17 protein-coding genes and 1 pseudogene are annotated in these 18720 nt (G+C 72.1%); 12 read left to right on the top strand and 6 right to left on the bottom strand.

All coding sequences use genetic code 11. From position 1 onward, the window contains the following. Positions 1–310: 310 nt before the first annotated feature. Positions 311–1009 (bottom strand): hypothetical protein, encoded by a 699-nt coding sequence (locus AC068D_RS06160; RefSeq protein ID WP_478821761.1) that lies wholly within the window; start codon positions 1007–1009, stop codon positions 311–313. Positions 1010–1279: 270 nt separating this feature from the next. Between AC068D_RS06160 and AC068D_RS06165 the strand changes: the two genes are divergently transcribed. Beyond that, complete coding sequence (locus AC068D_RS06165) at positions 1280–1960, top strand: SanA/YdcF family protein (RefSeq protein WP_478821762.1); 681 nt, start codon at positions 1280–1282, stop codon at positions 1958–1960. Positions 1961–2058: 98 nt separating this feature from the next. Then, a complete protein-coding gene (locus AC068D_RS06170) occupies positions 2059–4311 on the top strand; it encodes a molybdopterin oxidoreductase family protein (RefSeq protein ID WP_478821763.1) in 2253 nt (750 codons plus the stop codon). Between the two features lie 6 nt (positions 4312–4317). On the opposite strand, the gene AC068D_RS06175 is transcribed toward AC068D_RS06170, so the two are convergent. Then, complete coding sequence (locus tag AC068D_RS06175; RefSeq protein WP_478821764.1) at positions 4318–4743, bottom strand: gamma-glutamylcyclotransferase family protein; 426 nt, start codon at positions 4741–4743, stop codon at positions 4318–4320. Further along, complete coding sequence (gene cutA / locus AC068D_RS06180; protein ID WP_478821765.1) at positions 4740–5081, bottom strand: divalent-cation tolerance protein CutA; 342 nt, start codon at positions 5079–5081, stop codon at positions 4740–4742. The genes AC068D_RS06175 and cutA overlap by 4 nt, the downstream gene beginning before the upstream one ends. Positions 5082–5543: 462 nt before the next feature. On the opposite strand from cutA, the gene AC068D_RS06185 reads away from it, so the two are divergent. Both AC068D_RS06185 and AC068D_RS06190 read left to right on the top strand, forming a co-directional pair. Then, a complete protein-coding gene (locus AC068D_RS06185) occupies positions 5544–6074 on the top strand; it encodes a hypothetical protein (RefSeq protein ID WP_478821766.1) in 531 nt (176 codons plus the stop codon). A gap of 159 nt (positions 6075–6233) precedes the next feature. Continuing rightward, a complete protein-coding gene (locus AC068D_RS06190; protein ID WP_478821767.1) occupies positions 6234–6893 on the top strand; it encodes a class F sortase in 660 nt (219 codons plus the stop codon). 203 nt (positions 6894–7096) lie between these two features. On the opposite strand, the gene AC068D_RS06195 is transcribed toward AC068D_RS06190, so the two are convergent. Beyond that, entirely contained in the window at positions 7097–7876 is a 780-nt protein-coding gene (locus AC068D_RS06195) for a sulfite exporter TauE/SafE family protein (protein ID WP_478821768.1), read from the bottom strand. Positions 7877–8090: 214 nt separating this feature from the next. Here AC068D_RS06195 and AC068D_RS06200 point away from each other — a divergent pair, with 214 nt between their 5' ends. From AC068D_RS06200 to AC068D_RS06225, 6 genes and pseudogenes are all read left to right on the top strand, one after another. Continuing rightward, a complete protein-coding gene (locus AC068D_RS06200) occupies positions 8091–9527 on the top strand; it encodes an NAD(P)/FAD-dependent oxidoreductase (RefSeq protein WP_478821769.1) in 1437 nt (478 codons plus the stop codon). A 1-nt stretch (position 9528) separates the two neighbouring features. Then, complete coding sequence (nirB, locus tag AC068D_RS06205) at positions 9529–12033, top strand: nitrite reductase large subunit NirB (RefSeq protein WP_478821770.1); 2505 nt, start codon at positions 9529–9531, stop codon at positions 12031–12033. Beyond that, positions 12030–12353, top strand: coding sequence for a nitrite reductase small subunit NirD (gene nirD, locus AC068D_RS06210; protein ID WP_478821771.1), 324 nt, complete (start codon positions 12030–12032; stop codon positions 12351–12353). Before nirB ends, nirD begins: the two co-directional genes overlap by 4 nt. A gap of 98 nt (positions 12354–12451) precedes the next feature. Further along, the gene (locus AC068D_RS06215) at positions 12452–13381 is read left to right on the top strand and encodes an AraC family transcriptional regulator (protein WP_478821772.1); all 930 of its coding nucleotides are present in this window, start codon (positions 12452–12454) and stop codon (positions 13379–13381) included. Beyond that, positions 13333–13674, top strand: a pseudogene (locus AC068D_RS06220) (SDR family oxidoreductase); the annotation flags it as partial. The gene AC068D_RS06215 and the pseudogene AC068D_RS06220, both read left to right, overlap by 49 nt. 96 nt (positions 13675–13770) lie before the next feature. Further along, complete coding sequence (locus tag AC068D_RS06225) at positions 13771–14703, top strand: oxidoreductase (protein WP_478821773.1); 933 nt, start codon at positions 13771–13773, stop codon at positions 14701–14703. 91 nt (positions 14704–14794) lie between these two features. Here AC068D_RS06225 and AC068D_RS06230 read toward each other — a convergent pair whose 3' ends face one another. Next, complete coding sequence (locus AC068D_RS06230; protein WP_478821774.1) at positions 14795–15202, bottom strand: VOC family protein; 408 nt, start codon at positions 15200–15202, stop codon at positions 14795–14797. 240 nt (positions 15203–15442) lie between these two features. Here AC068D_RS06230 and AC068D_RS06235 point away from each other — a divergent pair, with 240 nt between their 5' ends. Both AC068D_RS06235 and AC068D_RS06240 read left to right on the top strand, forming a co-directional pair. Further along, positions 15443–16003, top strand: coding sequence for a hypothetical protein (locus AC068D_RS06235; protein ID WP_478821775.1), 561 nt, complete (start codon positions 15443–15445; stop codon positions 16001–16003). 183 nt (positions 16004–16186) lie between these two features. Next, entirely contained in the window at positions 16187–17347 is a 1161-nt protein-coding gene (locus AC068D_RS06240) for an alkaline phosphatase PhoX (RefSeq protein ID WP_478821776.1), read from the top strand. Here AC068D_RS06240 and AC068D_RS06245 read toward each other — a convergent pair. Next, positions 17317–18351, bottom strand: a complete 1035-nt coding sequence (locus AC068D_RS06245) for an ArsR/SmtB family transcription factor (protein WP_478821777.1) — start codon at positions 18349–18351, stop codon at positions 17317–17319. The two genes, AC068D_RS06240 and AC068D_RS06245, sit on opposite strands and share 31 nt — an antisense overlap. Positions 18352–18720 lie beyond the last annotated feature (369 nt).

Below are 18720 nucleotides of genomic sequence, written 5' to 3' on the forward strand. Positions count from 1 at the left end.
CTCACCGGGTCGGACCGGACAGAGCCGTCGGGTTGCCCGGACGCCGCGCCCCGTGTACCGCTCCGGCGGCTCCTCGCTCACCCTGCCGGGCCCCGTGGCCGCCGGTTTGCGGCCCGGATGCAGGAGGCCCGCGCCGCTCCGACCGCTGCCTGCCGACCGTGGCCGGGCCTGCGGGGGGCTCCATGGTCTCCGGCCGTGGGCGGGCCCCGGGCTCCCCCTCCGCGGCCGGCGCACCGCCCCCGCCCGCCGACGCCCGCTCACTGGTGCCGGGCGCCGCACGTGCCCCGGACCCCCAGGCCCGGGGGGAGCGTCAGCTCGCCAGCCAGACGCGCAGCTCCGGGCCGGGCACACAGCCCAGGTGCGCTGCCGCGGTGAGGGAGTCGCCGTGCTCGTAGCCGACGACCGGGATGCCGGGCCAGAGGCGGGCGACCGCGGCGAGGCAGCCGGACCAGGCGCTGTCGAGGTCACCGTCGGCACCGAAGAGGTTGGAGATGCCGACGACGGCGGCGCTGCGGCTCACCACTGCCCCGGCGACCGTGCGGGTGCCGTCCTCGGTCGTACCTGCGAGGACGGTCGTGGCACGCTCGGTGAGCAGTTCGGGCCGGAAGATACCGGCGAGGTCCTCGTCGCTGTCGGACCAGGCCGCCTCCCAGGCGGCGAGGTTCCCGGCCGTGCGGACCGGCCGCCAGACGACGTCGTCGGGCGCGACGGGTGCCGCGAGGGTGGCCGGGCGGTGGATCCAGCGCGCCTCGAAGAGCACGTCGAAACCGTCCGCCGAGAGGTCGAGGTGCCCGAAGCTGTCCTTGACCGAGCAGCCGCCCGCGCGGTCGACCTCGTCCAGCACGTCGCGCGCGGTCGCGGCCGGGGACAGGGTGACGGCGTCCGGGTAGAGCAGCGGGGTGCGCCGTTCGCTGGTCCAGGCACGTTCGCCGAACACTCCGGGGATCCCGTGCGCGCGGCACATCGTGTCGCACCATTCGGCATTGTTCCGCGCAGACTCAGCGATCATGAGCCAATCATGCCGGAAGCCGTCGGCCGGAGTCGCACCAATTCCGGGGCCCGGGGCCGTCGGACGCCACCACCGGCACGCACGCCTCGTCCGCCCCGCCCGTACGGCCTTGGTCCGGCCGGAGTCCGGCGGCGGCCCGTCCGTACCGCGCACAGTCTTCCTGGTCACATCCGCAGGGTCCAGTGAACCAACTCCGCCCCATCGGCGTCGCATGAGGTGAGTCGGGCACGACACGGGGCACGACACAAGGGATCAGGGGGACTCATTCCCATGCGCAAGCTCACGCTCCTGCCCAGAACCCGGCGCGGGCGGCGCCGCGCCGTGCAGGCCGTGATGCTCGGATCCGTACTGGCGCTGGCGCCGGCGACATGGATGCATGCCGCCGCCGACAGCCGGGTCCGTACCGTCGCCGACGTCCCGGCGCAGGACGTCGCCATCGTCTTCGGCGCCGGGCTGTGGAAGGGCAGGCCGACCCCGTACCTCGCGCATCGGCTCGACACGGCCGCCGAGCTGTACCGGTCCGGCAAGGTCAAGGTCGTGCTCGTGACCGGGGACAACAGCCGGGCCGAGTACGACGAACCGGACGCGATGCGCACGTATCTCACCGAACGCGGGGTGCCGGACGGGCGCATCGTCAGCGACTACGCCGGTTTCGACACCTGGGACTCGTGCGTACGCGCGAAGAAGATCTTCGGGGTCGACCGGGCCGTCCTGGTGACGCAGGGATTCCACATCAAGCGCGCGGTCGCGCTGTGCGACGCGGCCGACGTGGAGTCGTACGGCGTCGGGGTCGCCGAGCCTCTCGACGCGACCTGGTACTACGGCGGAACGCGGGAGATCCTCGCCGCGGGGAAGGCCGCTCTGGACGCGGCGTTCGAACCGGACCCGCAGTTCCTCGGGCGCCAGGAACCCGGCGTCACCGAGGCGCTGGCCTCGACCACGACGCCCTGAACGGCTCACCGCGGGCCGGGGGCCGCTGGGAGGCCGGTGTACCGGGGCTGTAATGCCGGGGGCCGGTCGCCGTAACACGGACCGTGCACGCTGGCACCATGTCCCCTGCACCGGCCGACGCGCTCGTTCCGACCCACTGCCCGTACTGCTCACTGCAGTGCGGCATGAACCTGCGCGCCCGGGGACCGGAATCCGTCGAGGTCGTCGAGCGTCCGGACTTCCCCGTGAACCGGGGCGCCCTGTGCGGCAAGGGCCGCACGGCACCCGCGGTGCTCTCCTCCCAGGTGCGGCTGACCGGGCCCCTGGTCCGGCGCCCCGCCACAGGCAGGCTCGAACCGGCCACCTGGGAGGAGGCCCTCCGCGCCACGGCCGAGGGGCTCGGGCGGGTCCGGGCCGGCCACGGCGCCGACGCGGTCGGGGTGTTCGGCGGCGGAGGTCTGACGAACGAGAAGGCGTACGCGCTCGGGAAGTTCGCCCGGGTCGTGCTCGGCACCTCGCAGATCGACTACAACGGCCGCTTCTGCATGTCGTCCGCCGCCGCCGCACACAACAGGGCCTTCGGGCTCGACCGGGGACTGCCCTTCCCGCTGGAGGACATTCCCCGCACCGGGTGCGTCGTCCTCGTCGGATCGAACCTCGCCGAGACGATGCCGCCCGCGCTGCGCTATCTGACCGAGCTGAAGGAGAACGGCGGCACTCTGATCGTCGTCGACCCGCGCCGTACCAGGACCGCCGAGCAGGCCGATCTGCATCTCGCACCCCGGCCGGGGACGGACCTCGCACTCGCGCTCGGGATGCTGCATCTCGTGGTGGCCCAGGGCCGTACGGACGAGGAGTTCATCCGGGAACGCACGAACGGGTGGGAGGAGACCAGGGCCGCGGCGATGGCCCACTGGCCCGAGCTGGTCGAGCGGATCACCGGGGTCGGTGTGCCCCAGCTGCGCACCGCGGTGAGCATGTTCTGCGACGCGCCCTCCGCGATGGTCCTCACGGCCCGCGGACCCGAGCAGCACTCGAAGGGCACGGACACGGTCGGCGCCTGGATCAACCTCGCCCTGGCGACCGGGAAGGCCGGCCGGCCGCTGTCCGGATACGGATGCCTCACCGGTCAGGGCAACGGGCAGGGCGGAAGGGAGCACGGGCAGAAGGCCGACCAGCTGCCCGGCTACCGCAAGCTCGACGACCCGGCGGCCCGGGCACATGTGGCCGGGGTGTGGGGGATCGACCCCGGCACGCTGCCCGGGCCGGGCCGCAGTGCGTACGAACTGCTCGACGCGCTCGGCCGGGATGTGAAGGCCCTGCTGCTGATGGGGTCCAACCCGGTGGTCTCGGCGCCTCGTGCCGCGCATGTGGAGGAGCGGATCCGGGCCCTGGACTTCCTCGCCGTCGCCGACGTGGTGCTGTCCGAGACGGCGGCGCTGGCGGATGTGGTGTTCCCGGTGACCCAGTGGGCGGAGGAGACGGGAACGACGACGAATCTGGAGGGCCGGGTGCTGCTGCGGCGGCGCGCGATCACCCCTCCGGAGGGGGTGCGGAGCGATCTGCAGGTCCTGCACGGGCTTGCCGCACTGCTGGGCCACGAGAAGGGGTTCCCGACCGATCCGGAGGAGGTCTTCGAGGAACTGCGCCGGGCATCCGCGGGCGGGGCCGCGGACTATTCGGGGATCAGCTACCGGCGGCTGGAGGAGGAGAACGGCGTCTTCTGGCCGTGCCCGGAAACGGCCGGGGGGAAGGAGGCCGCGACGGAGTCCGGTTCCGCGGCGTCCACGGCAGGTTCCGGTTCCGCGGTGGAGTCCGGTTCCGCGGTGGAGTCCGGTTCCGCGGTGGAGTCCGGTTCCGCGCCAGGAGAGGGAAGCGGAACCCGGACCGGCCCCGTGCCTGTCGCACACCCCGGGACACCGCGGCTGTTCCTGGACCGGTTCGCCACTCCGGACGGCCGGGCACGGTTCGTGCCCGTCGTGCACCGGCCGGCCGCCGAGGAGACCGAAGCGGAGTACCCGGTCCTGCTGACGACGGGTCGGGTCGTGGCCCAGTACCAGTCCGGGGCACAGACCCGCAGGGTCCCCGAGCTGAACGCCGCCGCGCCCGGGCCGTTCGTCGAGCTGCATCCGCGTCTCGCAGCACAGATCGGTGTGGCGGACGGGGAGCAGGTCGCCGTCGTCTCACGGCGGGGGCGGGCGGTCGCGCCGGCGCGGGTGACCAGCGCGATCCGGCCGGACACCGTCTTCATGCCGTTCCACTGGCCGGGTGAGGGACGGGCCAACACCCTCACCAACCCGGCGCTCGATCCGACCTCGCGCATGCCGGAGTTCAAGGTGTGCGCGGTGCGCCTGGAGGCCACCGGGAGCTGATGCCCCTCACCCGGCGGCCGACCAGTCGCCCCCGGCAATGACCGTTCCCCGCGCCCTCAGCTCCCCGGCCTTCGTCTCCGCCGCCACGTAGACCCAGGCCGTCACGTCCCCCTTCGCCGTGTGGACCTCCCGGGCCACCCGTACGTACAGATTCCGCGGGTCGCCCGGGCCGAAGTACTCCTCCAGGTGGTCCAGCACCGCTGTCAATTCGCGGTAGTGCCCCGGCGCCGCGGTGACGAGTTCACCGGTCACGGTGCCGTCGCCCTCGACCGCGTACGGGTACCCCGGGCCGTCGTACAGCACCGCGCCCCGCAGCCGGGCCGGCTCCTCGGCGGAGGTGCGCCCGCGCAGGAACAGGTCGTGGTTGTGCTCCCCCGCGCGCAGGGTGCCGTAGACGAAGAACGGCAACTGCCTGGTTTCCGCCCCGCTCATGGACTCGCCGGTGCCGTCGTCGCGGCAGCGATCCAGTCGAGGTATCCGGCACTCCCACGCACCACCGGTGTCGCGATGATCTCCGGGGTCTCGTAGTCGTGGCGGGCCAGGAGGTGCGCCTCCAGCGCGTCGTAGCAGGCCTCGGTGGTCTTGAAGAGGATCTGCCATTCCTGGCTCGTCTCGATCGCGTTCTGCCAGTGGTACACGGAGGTGACGGGCGCGGAGATCTGTGCGCACGCCACCAGTCGCGCCTCCACCGCTCCCCGCGCCAGCGCCTCGGCCTTGGCAGCGCTGTCGGTGGTGGTCAGGACCGTCAGGGCCCGGGTCGCCTCGGTCATGAGCACTCCTCACTGGGGACCTCACTCGTACGGTCCATAACCTAAGGGCTGCGCCCACGCGGGCGGCGATCGGCCCGTGCACGGGCACCTGGCCTCTGCCTCCCGCAGCGCCGTGCCCCGCCGTGCGAGCCGGTCGAGCAAGTCGGGTGCACGGGCGGGAATCGGGTGGCTTGGCAATCGGATGGACGCGCCGCTCCGGAACGGGAGCCCGTGTACGACGCGATCCGCCGGAACAGGCACCGACACGCCGCGTCCGGACGGAACATCACCCGATCGGCACGTCCGGCGGCATGCCACACCCGAAGGCCCAGCCCACCCCCCGTGACCTGCGATGACGTGGCGCAGCCCGGGCATCGCGCCCCCCGTCGGGGAAATATCTGATCGCCCATCAGCAGGCGTGTGCGACGGACTGGCTCTTATCTCTGAGGTGAGGAGCACGACATCGCCCCCGGAGGACACACCATGCACACCACAGCCCGCTGCCTGCTGACCGGCAGGTCCGGCCATGCGCTGGCGGCCGCGGTGTGTCTGGGAGCGTTCACCACCGTCCCGTCGGCGCACGCGGAGGAGATCGGGGCGCTGGAGATCACGCCTTCGACCGTGTCCCCCGGTGCCACCGTCACCGTGAAGTCCACCGCCTGCGGCAACGGCGCCCACGCCACGGGTGACGCACAGTCGATAGGAGCGGGGGACTTCAAGGTGTCGCCGTCCAAGGACAAGGGAGTCGTGGCCGGCCGCTTCAAGGTGCCGGAGAAGGCGAGGCCGGGGAACTACGGCATCGCCCTGTTGTGCGACAACGGCAAGGAGGCAACCGGGGACCTGATCGTCCGGTCCCACGGGCAGCAGCCGAGCGGCCATGTGAAGACGGGCGTCGGCGGCAGCGTCGGGCCCGACACCACCCAGATCGCGGCGGGAGTGGCCGTTCTGGCCGCGGCCGCCGCCGGCGGGGCGTCGTTCCTGCGCCGTCGGGCGAGCGGCGCGCAGGACAGCTGACGGGGCTCGGCCTCCACCGTCCTCGTACCGCCGTCCCCGCCCCCGTCATGCGTTCGGCTGACGGGGGCGGGGAGCCATTCCCCGGCTTGCGGAGGACCACTGATGCAGGGCACACCCGGAGGCAGGAGCCGGGGCGGGAGCAGGGGCAGGGGACTGCTGATGGCCGTCGCCGTATGCACGGGCCTGTGGCTGGTGCAGAACGGTTCCAGGAACATCACACCGCCCGCGCCTTCCGCCGCCGAGGCGTTCGCCGCAGGCCGGCACACGGAAGCGGCGGCGGCCCCGCTGACGCCGTCCCCGCCCGTCCGCTTCCGTATACCGCGGATACGGGTCGACGCCCCGGTGACCGGGCTCGGCCTGGCCGCCGACAACAGCCTCGAAATACCGCCTCCGGGGATCGGCAATCTGGCCGGCTGGTACGAGGACGGCACCGCGCCGGGCGCCCGGGGCACCGCGATCGTCGCCGGTCATGTGGACAACGCCCGGGGCCCGGCCGTCTTCTACCACCTCGGCACTCTGAGGAAGGGCCACCGGATCGAGGTCCTCCGCGAGGACGGCCGCACGGCGGTGTTCACGGTCGACGCGGTGGAGGTGTACGAGAACGAGGACTTCCCGGACGGAAAGGTGTACGGGCCCTCGTCCCGGGCGGAGCTCCGTGTGATCACCTGCGGCGGCGGATTCGACAGCAGATCCGGCTACCGGGGCAATGTGGTGGCGTACGCACATCTCATCGGCGCCCGCGGTCCGGCAGGCCCGCCGGCCCGCCCCGCCCCGCCCCGGGAACGGGCCCGTCCCCCGGCCTCCGGCCCGGTGCCCTGACCGGAGGGGACACCGGCTCGCGGCGCCCCGCAGGTCCTCCCGCCGCTTTGCCGGAGACACCCGGGTACGCCCGGCACACGGCTTGAGGATCGATCCGTGGGTCCGTCCCGCAACTCCCGGTGGGTCGGCACGCGGCCATCGGACGGCCGGGGTCCCGCCATCGGACGGTCGGGGTCGCGCCGCCGCGGACCACGGGACGGCCCTCAGCCAGACCACTGGTCGAAGGCGAGCTTGGCGACCAGCGAGAACACGACCACGAGCAGGACTCCGCGGACGAACTCCGCGCCCTTGCGCAGCGCCATGCGCGCACCGAGCATGCCGCCCGCCAGGTTGAACACCGCCATCACTGCGGCCAGCTGCCACAGGACATTGCCCTGGTAGGCGAACATCGCGAGAGCGCCCGCATTGGTGCCGACGTTGACGATCTTGGCGGTGGCGGATGCCGTGACCAGGTCGAGATGGAGGAGCGCGGTGAGCGCGAGGACCAGGAAGGTACCGGTGCCCGGCCCGAAGAGGCCGTCGTAGAAGCCGATTCCACCGCCGACGAGGACGATCGCGGCGATGACCCGGGCGCGGGTGGCCGGGCCGCGGTCCTCTGCGGTGCCGAACGACGGGCGGAGCATCACGAACGCGGCGACGCCCAGCAGCACCACCATGATCAGGGGGCGCAGCACATCGCTGCTGAGTCCCCCCGCGAAGAAGGCTCCGACCATGGAGCCCGCGAGTGCGGCGAGCCCGATCCGCACGGCCGTCCCCACCTGCACCCGGGCCTTGCGGACGTATGTCACGGCCGCACCGCTGGTTCCGACGATGGCCACGGCCTTGTTCGTCCCGAGGATGTGCACCGCGGGCACGCTCGGCATCCCGATCAGCAGGGCGGGCAGCAGCAACAGCCCGCCACCGCCCACGACCGCGTCGATCCATCCGGCCGCGGCGGCGGCGATGCAGAGGAGGACCAGGGTGGTCAGCGATATGTCGGGCATGCCTGTGACCCTATGGAGGAGATAAGTGCGTGGTCCATCTTTCTCCGGATTGTTGAGCCAACTCTGAGGTTCGCTCCCCCGCGCGCAGCCACGCCCCGGTCCGGGTCCGGTCACCGCTGCCTCACATGCGGGCCGGGCCCGCGCTGAGGGCAGCGTTCCGCGGGGGAAACAGACGGGATGCGGGCAGGTAACAGCGGCACCGCATGCTGCGTACATGATTTCGAGGATCGTGGTGATCGGCGCAGGGATGGCGGGAGCGCGGCTGGCGCGGCTGCTCGCGCCCGCGTGCAGCGTCACGCTCCTCGGCGAGGAGCCGCACGCCCCGTACAACCGGGTTCTGCTCGCCGAGGTTCTCGCCGGGAGGTACGGCCCCGAGGTGATCGCCCTGCCGCCGGTGCCCGGCGGTCCGGACACGGTCCGGCGCGGGGTTCGGGCGGTACGCATCGACCGCGCGACCCGTACGGTGCACTGCGCCGACGGCTCGGCGGTGCCGTACGACCGGCTGGTCCTGGCGACGGGCTCCAATCCGGTGCTGCCACCGCTGCGCGGCCTGGGCGGAGGGCGACTGCCGGAAGGTGTCCATCCGTTCCGCACGCTCGACGACTGTGTGGCGCTGGCGGCGACTGCCCGCACCGGGACCCGTGCCGTGGTCATCGGCGGCGGCCTGCTCGGCGTCTCCGCCGCCCGGGCCCTGGCCGAGCGCGGCGCGGACGTGGTCCTGGTCCACCAGGGCGACTCACTGATGGACCGCCATCTCGACCCGGCGGCGGGCGCCCTGGTCCGGGACCACCTGGAGGGCCTGGGCGTGGAGGTCCACACGGAGTGCCACGCCCGTGGACTGCGCAGCTCCGGGGCCGGTGTGTCGGGGGTCGAGCTCGCCGACGGATTCGTCCTCGACGCCGAGTGCGTGGTCCTTGCCTGCGGTGTCCGGCCGCGCACCGGCCTGGCCCTCGATTCGGGCCTGGAGGTGCGGCAGGGAATCGTCGTCGACGACGGTCTGCGCACGTCGGACCCGTCCGTCCACGCCATCGGCGACTGTGCCGAACACGCAGGGACGGTCTACGGGCTGGCGACCGCGGCGCTGGAGCAGGCGGATGCCCTGGCGGCCCTGCTGGTCCACGAGTGCGCCCCCGGGCCCGGCGGGCTCGTGGCCGGGTCCGGCGACGCCGGCCCCCCGGAGGGACCGGACGGACCGTACGCCACGGCTCGGGCAGGCCACGACGACGAACCCCGGCACGGCCTCACGGACGTGCCCCGGGCGGGGCGCACCGACGCCCCCAGCACTGCCACCGCGTCGCCCGACCGGGCGGACGGTCACCCGCCAGCCCCCCAGCCGGAGGGACCCGGTAGCCGGTCTCCCCGCTACACCGGCACCCGCGCTCTCACCCGGCTCACGCTGGGCAGCACCGGCAGCTTCGAGCTCGCCGCGTTCGGGGAACCGTCCCCGCGGCCCGGCGATGACGTCGTGCAACTGGCCGACGCCACCCGCGGGGCCTACCGGAAGGTCGTCGTCCGTGGCGACCGCCTGGTCGGCGGCGTACTGCTCGGGGATCTCGCCGGTGTCGGCGCGCTCGCCAGGGCCTGGGAGGGCGACGACCCCCTCCCCGACGCCCCGCTGCTCCACCTGCTCACCACCGATGGAGGACTCTGAGATGACCACGCCCACGATCGTGCTCGTCGGCCACGGGATGGTCGGCCAGCGCTTCCTGGAGGCCCTCGCCGAGCGGGGCGTCACCGGGCGGGCGCGGGTCGTCGTGCTGTGCGAGGAGCCGCGGCCGGCATACGACCGCGTCCAGCTCACCTCGTACTTCTCCGGCCGTACCCCCGACGAACTGTCCCTCGTCGAGGACGGCTTCATGGACCGGCACGGGATCGAGCTCCACCTCGACGACCCGGCCGAGCACATCGATCGCGCATCACGCACGGTGACCTCACGCGCCGGGCGGACGTTCACGTACGACACCCTCGTGCTGGCCACCGGCTCGTACCCGTTCGTGCCGCCCGTCCCCGGTCGGGACGCCGAAGGCTGCTTCGTGTACCGCACCATCGAGGACCTCCTCGCGATCGAGGAGTATGCGAAGACCGCCCGCACGGGTGTCGTCGTGGGCGGCGGCCTGCTCGGGCTGGAGGCGGCGGGTGCGCTGAGCGGCCTGGGCCTGGACACCCATGTCGTCGAGTTCGCACCGCGTCTGATGCCGGTACAGGTCGACGAGGGCGGCGGCGCCGCCCTGCTGCGGACCATCGAGGGCATGGGGCTGACCGTGCACACGGGTGTCGGCACCCAGGAGATCGTGACCGCCGACGGCGTCGCCACCGGCATGAGCCTCTCCGACGGATCCACGCTCGACACCGACCTGGTCGTCTTCTCGGCGGGCGTGCGCCCCCGTGACCAGCTCGCCCGCGACATGGGTCTGGCCGTCGGCGAGCGCGGCGGCATCGTCGTCGACGAGCAGTGCCGTACCTCGGACCCCGACGTGTTCGCGATCGGAGAGTGCGCGCTGGCCTCGGACGGCCGGGTCTACGGACTGGTCGCACCCGGCTACGAGATGGCCAAGACCGTCGCCGACGTCGTCTGCGGCGAGGAGGGCGGATTCACCGGTGCCGACATGTCGACGAAGCTGAAGCTCCTCGGTGTGGACGTGGCGTCGTTCGGTGACGCACACGGCACGACCGACGGCTGCCTGGACGTCGTGTACTCCGACTCCCGCTCCGGTGTCTACAAGAAGCTGGTGATCGGCCGGGACGGTGAGCTGCTCGGTGGTGTACTCGTCGGTGACGCCGACTCGTACGGCATGCTCCGCCCGCTCACCGGCAGTGTCCCGCCCGTTGCGCCCGAGCAGTTGGTGCTGCCGGCAGGTGCGGGAGCGCCGGTGGCCCTGGGCCCTTCCGCACTCCCCGACGACGCCGTCATCTGCTCCTGCCACAACGTCACCAAGGGCGAGATCTGCGCCCACACCTCGCTGCCCGAGGTGAAGAAGTGCACCAAGGCGGGCACGGGCTGCGGGAGTTGCGTCAAGGTCATCGGCCAGCTGCTGCCGCAGTCCACGGACAAGGGGCTGTGCGGCTGTTTCCCGCACACGCGCAGCGAGCTGTACGAGATCGTCCGCACCCTGCGCCTCACCTCGTACGATGCCCTGCTGGACTCCCACGGCCGCGAGGAGGCCCGCGGCAGCAACGGCTGCGAGATCTGCAAGCCCGCGGTCGCGTCCATCCTGGCGTCGCTCGGCGGCGGCTACATCCTCGACGGGGAACAGTCCGCCCTCCAGGACACCAACGACCACTTCCTCGCCAATATGCAGCGCAACGGCTCGTACTCGATCGTGCCGCGTATCCCGGGCGGCGAGATCACCCCCGACAAGCTGATCGTGATCGGTGAGGTGGCACGGGACTTCGGCCTCTACACGAAGATCACGGGCGGGCAGCGGATCGACATGTTCGGTGCACGCGTGGATCAGCTCCCGGCGATCTGGACCCGTCTCGTCGACGCCGGCTTCGAGTCGGGACACGCGTACGGAAAGGCTCTGCGCACCGTCAAGTCCTGCGTCGGGCAGACCTGGTGCCGCTACGGCGTCCAGGACAGCGTTCGCATGGCCATCGACCTGGAACTGCGCTACCGGGGGCTGCGCGCCCCGCACAAGCTGAAGTCGGCCGTGTCGGGATGCGCCCGCGAATGCGCCGAGGCCCAGTCGAAGGACTTCGGTGTGATCGCCACCGCCAGCGGCTGGAACCTGTACGTCGGCGGCAACGGCGGCGCCACGCCGCGCCACGCCGATCTGCTCGCCCAGGATCTGTCCGACGCCGAACTCGTCCGGCTCATCGACCGGTTCCTGATGTTCTACATCCGCACCGCCGACCGGCTCGAGCGCACCTCCACCTGGCTGGAGCGCCTGGAGGGCGGCCTGGACCACCTCCGGGACGTCGTCGTGCACGACTCCCTCGGACTGTGCGACGAGTTGGAGGCCCTGATGGCCGAGCATGTCGCCGGCTACCGCGACGAGTGGGCCGAGACCCTGGACGACCCGGACCGGCTGCGCCGCTTCGTGTCGTTCGTGAACGCACCGGACACGCCGGACCCCTCGGTGAAGTTCGTCCCGGAGCGCGACCAGACGAAGCCCGACCTGACCATTCTGACCCTGGAAGGGACCCTCACCCGATGACGCTCCAACTCCAGCTGGAAGAAGACTGGTTCCCGGTCTGCGAGCTCGCCCGCCTCACCCCGGGCCGGGGCATGGCCGCGCTGCTGCCCGACGGGCGCCAGGCCGCCCTCTTCCTGGACCGCTCGGGCCGGGCGTACGCGATCGACAATCGTGACCCCTTCACCGGCGCCCAGGTCCTCTCCCGAGGTCTGATCGGCTCCGCGGACGGCCGGCCCTTCGTGGCATCGCCTCTGCTCAAGCAGCGGTTCGACCTGGAGACGGGCCGGTGCCTGGACGACGAGGCGGTGTCGGTGAGCACGTTCACGGTCCGCACGGGCTGACACCGTGAACCCCGTGACCCTCCCCCGACCGCGACGCCCGGTCCGCAGGACGCGTCGAGCCCTGACCGGCTCCGCCTCGGGGGAGGGACAATGGCGGGATGAGCACGGTGACCGCTCCCTGCGCGGAAGGGACGGATGACTGGGTCCGCTACTGGCGTGACCCGGACCGTCCGCTGGAGGCCATGCACGCGCGCTACTCGGAGCACGTGTACGCGCGGCACAGTCATGACGCCTACTCCTTCGGGCTGACCGAGGCGGGCGCGCAGGCCTTCACGTGCCGGGGCGGGGCGCACACCAGCGGCGAGGGTCTGGTGATGGCGTTCAACCCGGACGATCCGCACGACGGGCATGCGGCGTCGGAGTCCGGCTATCAGTACCGGATCGTGCACCTCGGACCCGATGTGGTGCGGGAGGTGCTGGGTGACGCGACCGCCGGGCGGGCACCGATGCCCCTGTTCACGGCGCCGGTACTCCACGATCCGGCGCTGCGCGCCACGCTGCTGCGGCTGCACACGGCGCTGGCCGGCGGGGCGGATCCGCTGGTGCGCGACGAGCGGCTGACGGCAGCGGTGACGGCGATGGTGCGACGGGGTGCCTCCGGGCGGATCCGGATGAGCGAGGTGGCAGGCGGCGCCCGGTCACGGGCGGCGCGCAGGGTCCGCGAACTGCTGCGGGAGCGGTACGACGAGCAGATCCCCGCCCAGTGGCTGGCGGATACGGCGGGGCTGAGCCGGTTCGCGCTGTACCGGGCGTTCCACGCCGAGTACGGGATGACACCCGGCGGCTATCAGCGGCTGCTGCGGCTGCGGCGCGGGCGTGAGCTGCTGGCGGAGGGAGTCACGGCCGCGGATGCGGCGGTGCGCGCGGGCTTCGTGGACCAGCCGCACTTCCACCGGTGGTTCGTACGGTGCTACGGGGTGACGCCAGGGGCGTATCAGCGCGCCACCGCGACACCGCACGACCGTATGCCTGCGCGTCCCCCCACGTCACCGCATGGATCGCCGCCGGGGCTGCGGTCTGCGCGCTGACCCGGGCCGCTGCCGCGACCACATGCTCGAGGGAGTACGCATCAACGCCGTCGGCCCGGGCGCCGCCGACGGGCCCATGTCGTTGCGTGCGGGGAGACCGAGGCCGAGCGGGCCGAGCGGCCGCGCGGATCGGTCGGAATCCGCCGGGCCGGACAGCCTCGGCGGAGGAGGTCGCGGCGGCCGTCCTCCATCCGGCCTCTCCGCTCACGGGCTCCGTCGTCGGCACGGAGGTGGTGACCGACTCGGCTCGGACGCAACGGACGCAACGGACGCAACGGACGCAACGGACTTGACCATACGCAGACGTACGGTCGGCCGTTACCCTGGCAGGACACGGGTCTACCCACCGACGAGTTCCACCGAGTGACCGAGTACCGGAGGAGCACCGCATGCCGACGACCGGCTGGACCACGCGCGACATTCCCGACCAGAGCGGCCGCACGGCCGTGGTCACCGGAGCCAACAGCGGAATCGGGCTCGTCACCGCCCGGGCTCTCGCCCGCCGCGGAGCCCGCGTGGTCCTCGCGTGCCGCAGCGAGGCCCGCGGCAAGGAGGCCGAGGCGCTCATCAAACGGCAAGTACCGGGTGCGGACGTGCAGTTCGGGCCGCTGGACCTGGCCGACCTCAGCTCGGTGAGGCTATTCGCGGACTCGTACGAGCCGGAAACCCTGGACCTGCTCATCAACAACGCCGGTGTGATGGCCCTGCCTTTCGGCAGGACCGCCGACGGCTTCGAAACCCAGTTCGGGGTCAATCACCTGGGGCACTTCGCCCTCACCGGGCTGCTGCTGCCGAAGCTGCTGAACACACCGGCCGCCCGTGTGGTGAGCGTGTCGAGCGGGATGCACGCAATCGCCGATGTCGACCTGGGCGATCTCAACAGCGAGCGCCGGTACCGCCGCTGGGTGGCATACGGCCGTTCCAAGTCGGCGAACCTGCTGTTCGTGCACGAGCTGGCACGACGGCTGGCGGCGGCGGCCTCGGACGTCATCGCCGCTGCCGCACATCCGGGCTACGCGGCGACCAACCTCCAGACCGCGGGGGCGCGGATGGAGGGCCGCCGCACGGCCGAGCGGCTCGCCGAGTTCGGCAACCGTCTCCTCGCCCAGCCCGCGGAGACGGGCGCGCTGCCGACGCTGTACGCCGCGACCGCGCCGGGCGTGGAGCCCGACTCGTTCACCGGGCCGAGGATCCAGGGCCTGCGGGGCACCCCGGCCAGGTCGTGGCGGGCCGGGCGCACCCGGGACGACACAAGGAGCGAGCTGCTCTGGGCGGCGTCCGAGCAGCTCACGGGCGTGACGTACGAGGGTCTGAAGCGCTGAGCCCCACGCTGCGGGGCGCCGGCTCCACGGCCGGCTCCACGGGCCGGCCCCCGGCTCCACGGGCCGGCCCCGGCTTCGCGCGGGCCACGCCCTATGCGCCTTCGACCGCCTTCGGGTCCATCCACACGACCTCCCAGATGTGGTGATCGGGGTCCTGGAAGGAGCGTCCGTACATGAAGCCGTGGTCCTGGGTCTCGTTGGCCGGGGATCCCCCGGATGCGAGCGCCGCGTCGGCCAGCTCGTCGACCTCCTCCCGGCTCTCGGCGCTGAGCGCGAGGATCACCTCGGTGCTGACGGTCGCGTCGACGATGCTCTTCGTCGTGAAGTCCTTGAAGCGGGGCTCGGTCAGGAGCATCGCGAAGATGGTGTCGCCGAGGACCAGGCAGGCTGCGTTCTCGTCACTGAACTGCGCGTTGAAGGAGTAGCCGAGACTCCTCCAGAAGGACTTCGACTTCTCGAGGTCCCTCACCGGCAGGTTCACAAAGATCATCCGGGTCATCACGGTTCTCTTTCGCTCGTCGTCGCACCCTGCGGTGTCGCTTTCCGTGGGGTGGACCGGTACGTCGCGCGGAACTCATCGCAGTCGCGGCAAGGAATTCCCCCGCGTGCCGTCCCATGGCAGCCCCGCCCGCGGGGCACGGGCGGGGCGGGAAAGGAGCGCCGCCGCGCCGTGGGGCCTGCGGGGCGTGCCCCCGACGCCCGCCCGCAGGGCTCGCCACCTGCGCGGTACCGTCGTGCCATGGGCAGTGCGGGCAAGAAGATCACCGAGAAGATGTCGGGTGAGGCGCTGAGCGAGTCCACCGGCAGGGACTGGGACGGCTGGTTCGCCCTCCTCGACGCCTGGGGTGCCACCGCCCATTCCCACACCGCCATCGCCCGTCATCTCGTCGACGTCCACGGCGTGGCCGGCTGGTACGCCCAGTCGATCGCCGTCGGGTACGAGCAGGAGCGCGGCATGCGCGCCGTGGGCCAGGCCTGCGACGGGGACTGGCAGGCCTCGGGCAGCAGGACGGTCTACGCACCGGCCGAGGTGGTCACCGACTGGTTCGTCGACGACACCCTGCGCTCGCGGTGGCTCCCCGGGACCGCATTCGCCCTGCGCACCCACCGCCCGGGCAAGTCCCTGACCGCGGACTGGGACGGCACCAGCCGGATCTCCGTCCATCTGACGCCGATGGGCGAGCGGAGGACACGGATCGGCCTCGGCCACACCAGGCTTGCGGACGCCGATGCCGTCGCGGCGTACAAGACGTTCTGGAAGGGGCGCCTGGCGGAGCTCAAGAAGCAGGTGGAGGGCTGACCGGGCCGGCCGCCCGCCGCCGCCCTGCCCGCCGCCCTGCCCGTCGGCCGCCGCCCCGCATACCGACGTTTCCGCTTCACCGCCTGTTGAAGGTGCGTCAACTCCGCGCTTCTATCGTCCGTTGGCGCGCGACCCCGCACGCCGCCCGGCGGCGCGGGGCAGTCACGACCTCATGGAGTGACAGTGGAACGACGCAGCTTCCTGCGCGGAGCGGTCATCGGCACCTCCGCCGCCGCCTTCGGCGGCACCCTGTGGCAGGGCGCGGCCTCCGCGGCCCCGGCTCAGCCCGGCCCGGGTCCCTACGGGGCGCTCGGCACGGCCGACGCGAACGGCATCCGGCTGCCCGCCGGGTTCACCAGCCGGGTGATCGCCCGGTCCGGGCAGACGGTCTCCTCCACTTCCTACACCTGGCACAGCGCCCCGGACGGCGGCGCCTGCTTCGCCGACGGCTCGGGCTGGATCTATGTGTCCAACTCCGAGATCAACCCGTCCGGCGGGGCGAGCGCGGTCCGCTTCTCCTCGGCCGGTGCGATCACCGGCGCGTACCGCATCCTGTCCGGCACCCGCCAGAACTGCGCGGGCGGCAGCACTCCGTGGAACACCTGGCTGTCCTGTGAGGAGGTCAGCCTCGGTCTGGTCTACGAGACCGACCCGTGGGGCGTGAACGCCGCCGTCGCCCGGCCGGCCATGGGCCGGTTCAAGCACGAGGCGGCGGCCGCGGACCCGGTCCGCAGGGTCGTCTATCTGACGGAGGACGAGACCAACGGCTGTTTCTACCGCTTCATCCCCAGCACCTGGGGCAGCCTTTCCTCCGGCACCCTGCAGGTGCTGGTCGCCGGCACCGCCTCGTCGGGCTCGTTCAGCTGGGCGAACGTCCCGGACCCGGACGGTTCGCCCACCGCGACCCGCAGCCAGGTGTCCGGCGCCAAGAAGTTCAACGGCGGCGAGGGCTGCCACTACGCCGACGACACCGTCTGGTTCACCACCAAGGGCGACAACCGGCTCTGGCAGCTCAACCTGGCCGCGGGCACCTACGAGCTGGCGTACGACGACTCACTGGTCGTCGGCGGCTCCGCTCCGCTCACCGGCGTCGACAATGTCACCGGCGCCTCCTCCGGCGATCTGTATGTCGCCGAGGACGGCGGAAACATGGAGATCTGCCTCATCACCCCGGACGATGTCGTCGCACCCTTCCTGCGGATCAACGGCCAGTCCGGCTCCGAGATCACCGGACCGGCCTTCTCGCCGGACGGGACACGGCTGTACTTCTCCAGCCAGCGCGGCACGAGCGGCAGTTCGTCGGGCGGCATCACCTACGAGGTGACCGGCCCGTTCCGGGCGTAACCACCCCCCGGAGCCACCGGATCCCGCTGGGTGCCGCCCCTCAGCAGAGCGGTGCCCAGCGGTGTCATCGTGTGCAGCACGGCGTTGCCGTTCCGCAGGGTGACCACGAGACCCGCCTCCCGCAGCACGCAGGCGTGCTGACTGGCGGAGGCCAGCGACACCCCTGCCCTGCGGGCCAGTTCGCTCGTCGTGCAACCGTTGCCGATGGACCGCAGAACGGCCGAACGGGTGTGGCCGACGAGCCGGCCGAGGGAGACCCGGTCCCGCTCGGCATCGACGGCGGACGGCCCGCCCGTGTGCGTGACGGGATAGACGAGCGCGGGAGGAAGCTCCGGGTCCCGACGGACGACGGGAGCGCCCCGGCAGAAGTACGAAGGCTGCAGCAGCAGCCCACGTCCCTCCAGATGGATCTCCCGGTCGACCGGGTAGTCCGCCTCGAGCACCGGCGCGCGCCAGCGCAGCATCGGCGGCAGCGAGGCGAGCAGCTCGTCCGCACCGCCGTCGAGCAGGGCACGGCCCCGGGCGGCGCGGTCGGCCTCCACAGCGGCCTGGATCTGTGTCCAGTACGGCTCGATGGCGGCCCTGTGGTAGCTGCGCAGTGCCCCGATGAGCCGCGCCATGGCCTCGCTCGCGCCCTCCGTGAGTCCGGCGAGCCTGGCGGGCAGCCCCGCTTGCGGGCGGTCGGCGGCGAGCAGGCCGAGTTCGGCGCGCAGTCGGCGCACCGGGGTGGCCCGTACCGCTTCAAGACCGTCGTCGAGCCCGTGCAACCCCTCGGGCGGGGTGAGGAAGTCGGGGAAATATCCGCGCGACGGCACGAGTGCCGCCAGCAGACGTGTTTCACCATTCAACCGGGCCCGGGTTTCGGTGCGCCATTCTCCGTAGACCGTGGCGCCCCGGCGGTCCCGTAAACGGTGGAAGCTCAGAATCGTCTCCCACAAAACGTCCGGTCTGGCCGCCATTCGTACCCTCGCAAGGTCCTCGCCGGTGAAATGGATACGCAGCACGGAACCCCCACTGTTGCATCCGCAATCGTCCCAGCCACTGAGTATGCACGCAATCACAGGCCGTCACCACGGAGTTTCAGCCACACTTGAAACGCAGTGCGGAGAACCACCTCGAACCGAAAAGCTGTACGACGTCGGGCACGAAACCTTCGGGTACCGAGGGGCGAGGTAAAGACCGTGGGGGGCTTTCCACGCCTGGCGGCGGTCGGCGGAGGTTGCGGCTCCGTGTCCGACATTGGTAATGGGGCGCGGCCGGCGGGTGGGGATCCGCCGACCGCGCCCCGCCTGTTCTTTGCTCAATGAATGGCGGAAATCCAACTTCCGTTAAAGCCCGCTACTGCTCCGCCGTTCAGCAGGCGGCGCACACAG

The sequence above is a fragment of the Streptomyces sp. NPDC043861 genome, from assembly GCF_056435905.1.

Bases quoted from the DNA above. Each gene is read 5' to 3' on its own strand.
- AC068D_RS06195 (WP_478821768.1), bottom strand. From the start codon at position 7,876: ATGCCCGACATATCGCTGACCACCCTGGTCCTCCTCTGCATCGCCGCC.
- AC068D_RS06185 (WP_478821766.1), top strand. From the start codon at position 5,544: ATGCACACCACAGCCCGCTGCCTGCTGACCGGCAGGTCCGGCCATGCG.
- AC068D_RS06230 (WP_478821774.1), bottom strand. From the start codon at position 15,202: ATGACCCGGATGATCTTTGTGAACCTGCCGGTGAGGGACCTCGAGAAG.
- nirD (WP_478821771.1), top strand. From the start codon at position 12,030: ATGACGCTCCAACTCCAGCTGGAAGAAGACTGGTTCCCGGTCTGCGAG.
- AC068D_RS06225 (WP_478821773.1), top strand. From the start codon at position 13,771: ATGCCGACGACCGGCTGGACCACGCGCGACATTCCCGACCAGAGCGGC.
- cutA (WP_478821765.1), bottom strand. From the start codon at position 5,081: ATGACCGAGGCGACCCGGGCCCTGACGGTCCTGACCACCACCGACAGC.
- AC068D_RS06175 (WP_478821764.1), bottom strand. From the start codon at position 4,743: ATGAGCGGGGCGGAAACCAGGCAGTTGCCGTTCTTCGTCTACGGCACC.
- AC068D_RS06170 (WP_478821763.1), top strand. From the start codon at position 2,059: ATGTCCCCTGCACCGGCCGACGCGCTCGTTCCGACCCACTGCCCGTAC.
- AC068D_RS06200 (WP_478821769.1), top strand. From the start codon at position 8,091: ATGATTTCGAGGATCGTGGTGATCGGCGCAGGGATGGCGGGAGCGCGG.
- AC068D_RS06165 (WP_478821762.1), top strand. From the start codon at position 1,280: ATGCGCAAGCTCACGCTCCTGCCCAGAACCCGGCGCGGGCGGCGCCGC.
- AC068D_RS06235 (WP_478821775.1), top strand. From the start codon at position 15,443: ATGGGCAGTGCGGGCAAGAAGATCACCGAGAAGATGTCGGGTGAGGCG.
- nirB (WP_478821770.1), top strand. From the start codon at position 9,529: ATGACCACGCCCACGATCGTGCTCGTCGGCCACGGGATGGTCGGCCAG.
- AC068D_RS06215 (WP_478821772.1), top strand. From the start codon at position 12,452: ATGAGCACGGTGACCGCTCCCTGCGCGGAAGGGACGGATGACTGGGTC.
- AC068D_RS06160 (WP_478821761.1), bottom strand. From the start codon at position 1,009: ATGATCGCTGAGTCTGCGCGGAACAATGCCGAATGGTGCGACACGATG.
- AC068D_RS06190 (WP_478821767.1), top strand. From the start codon at position 6,234: ATGGCCGTCGCCGTATGCACGGGCCTGTGGCTGGTGCAGAACGGTTCC.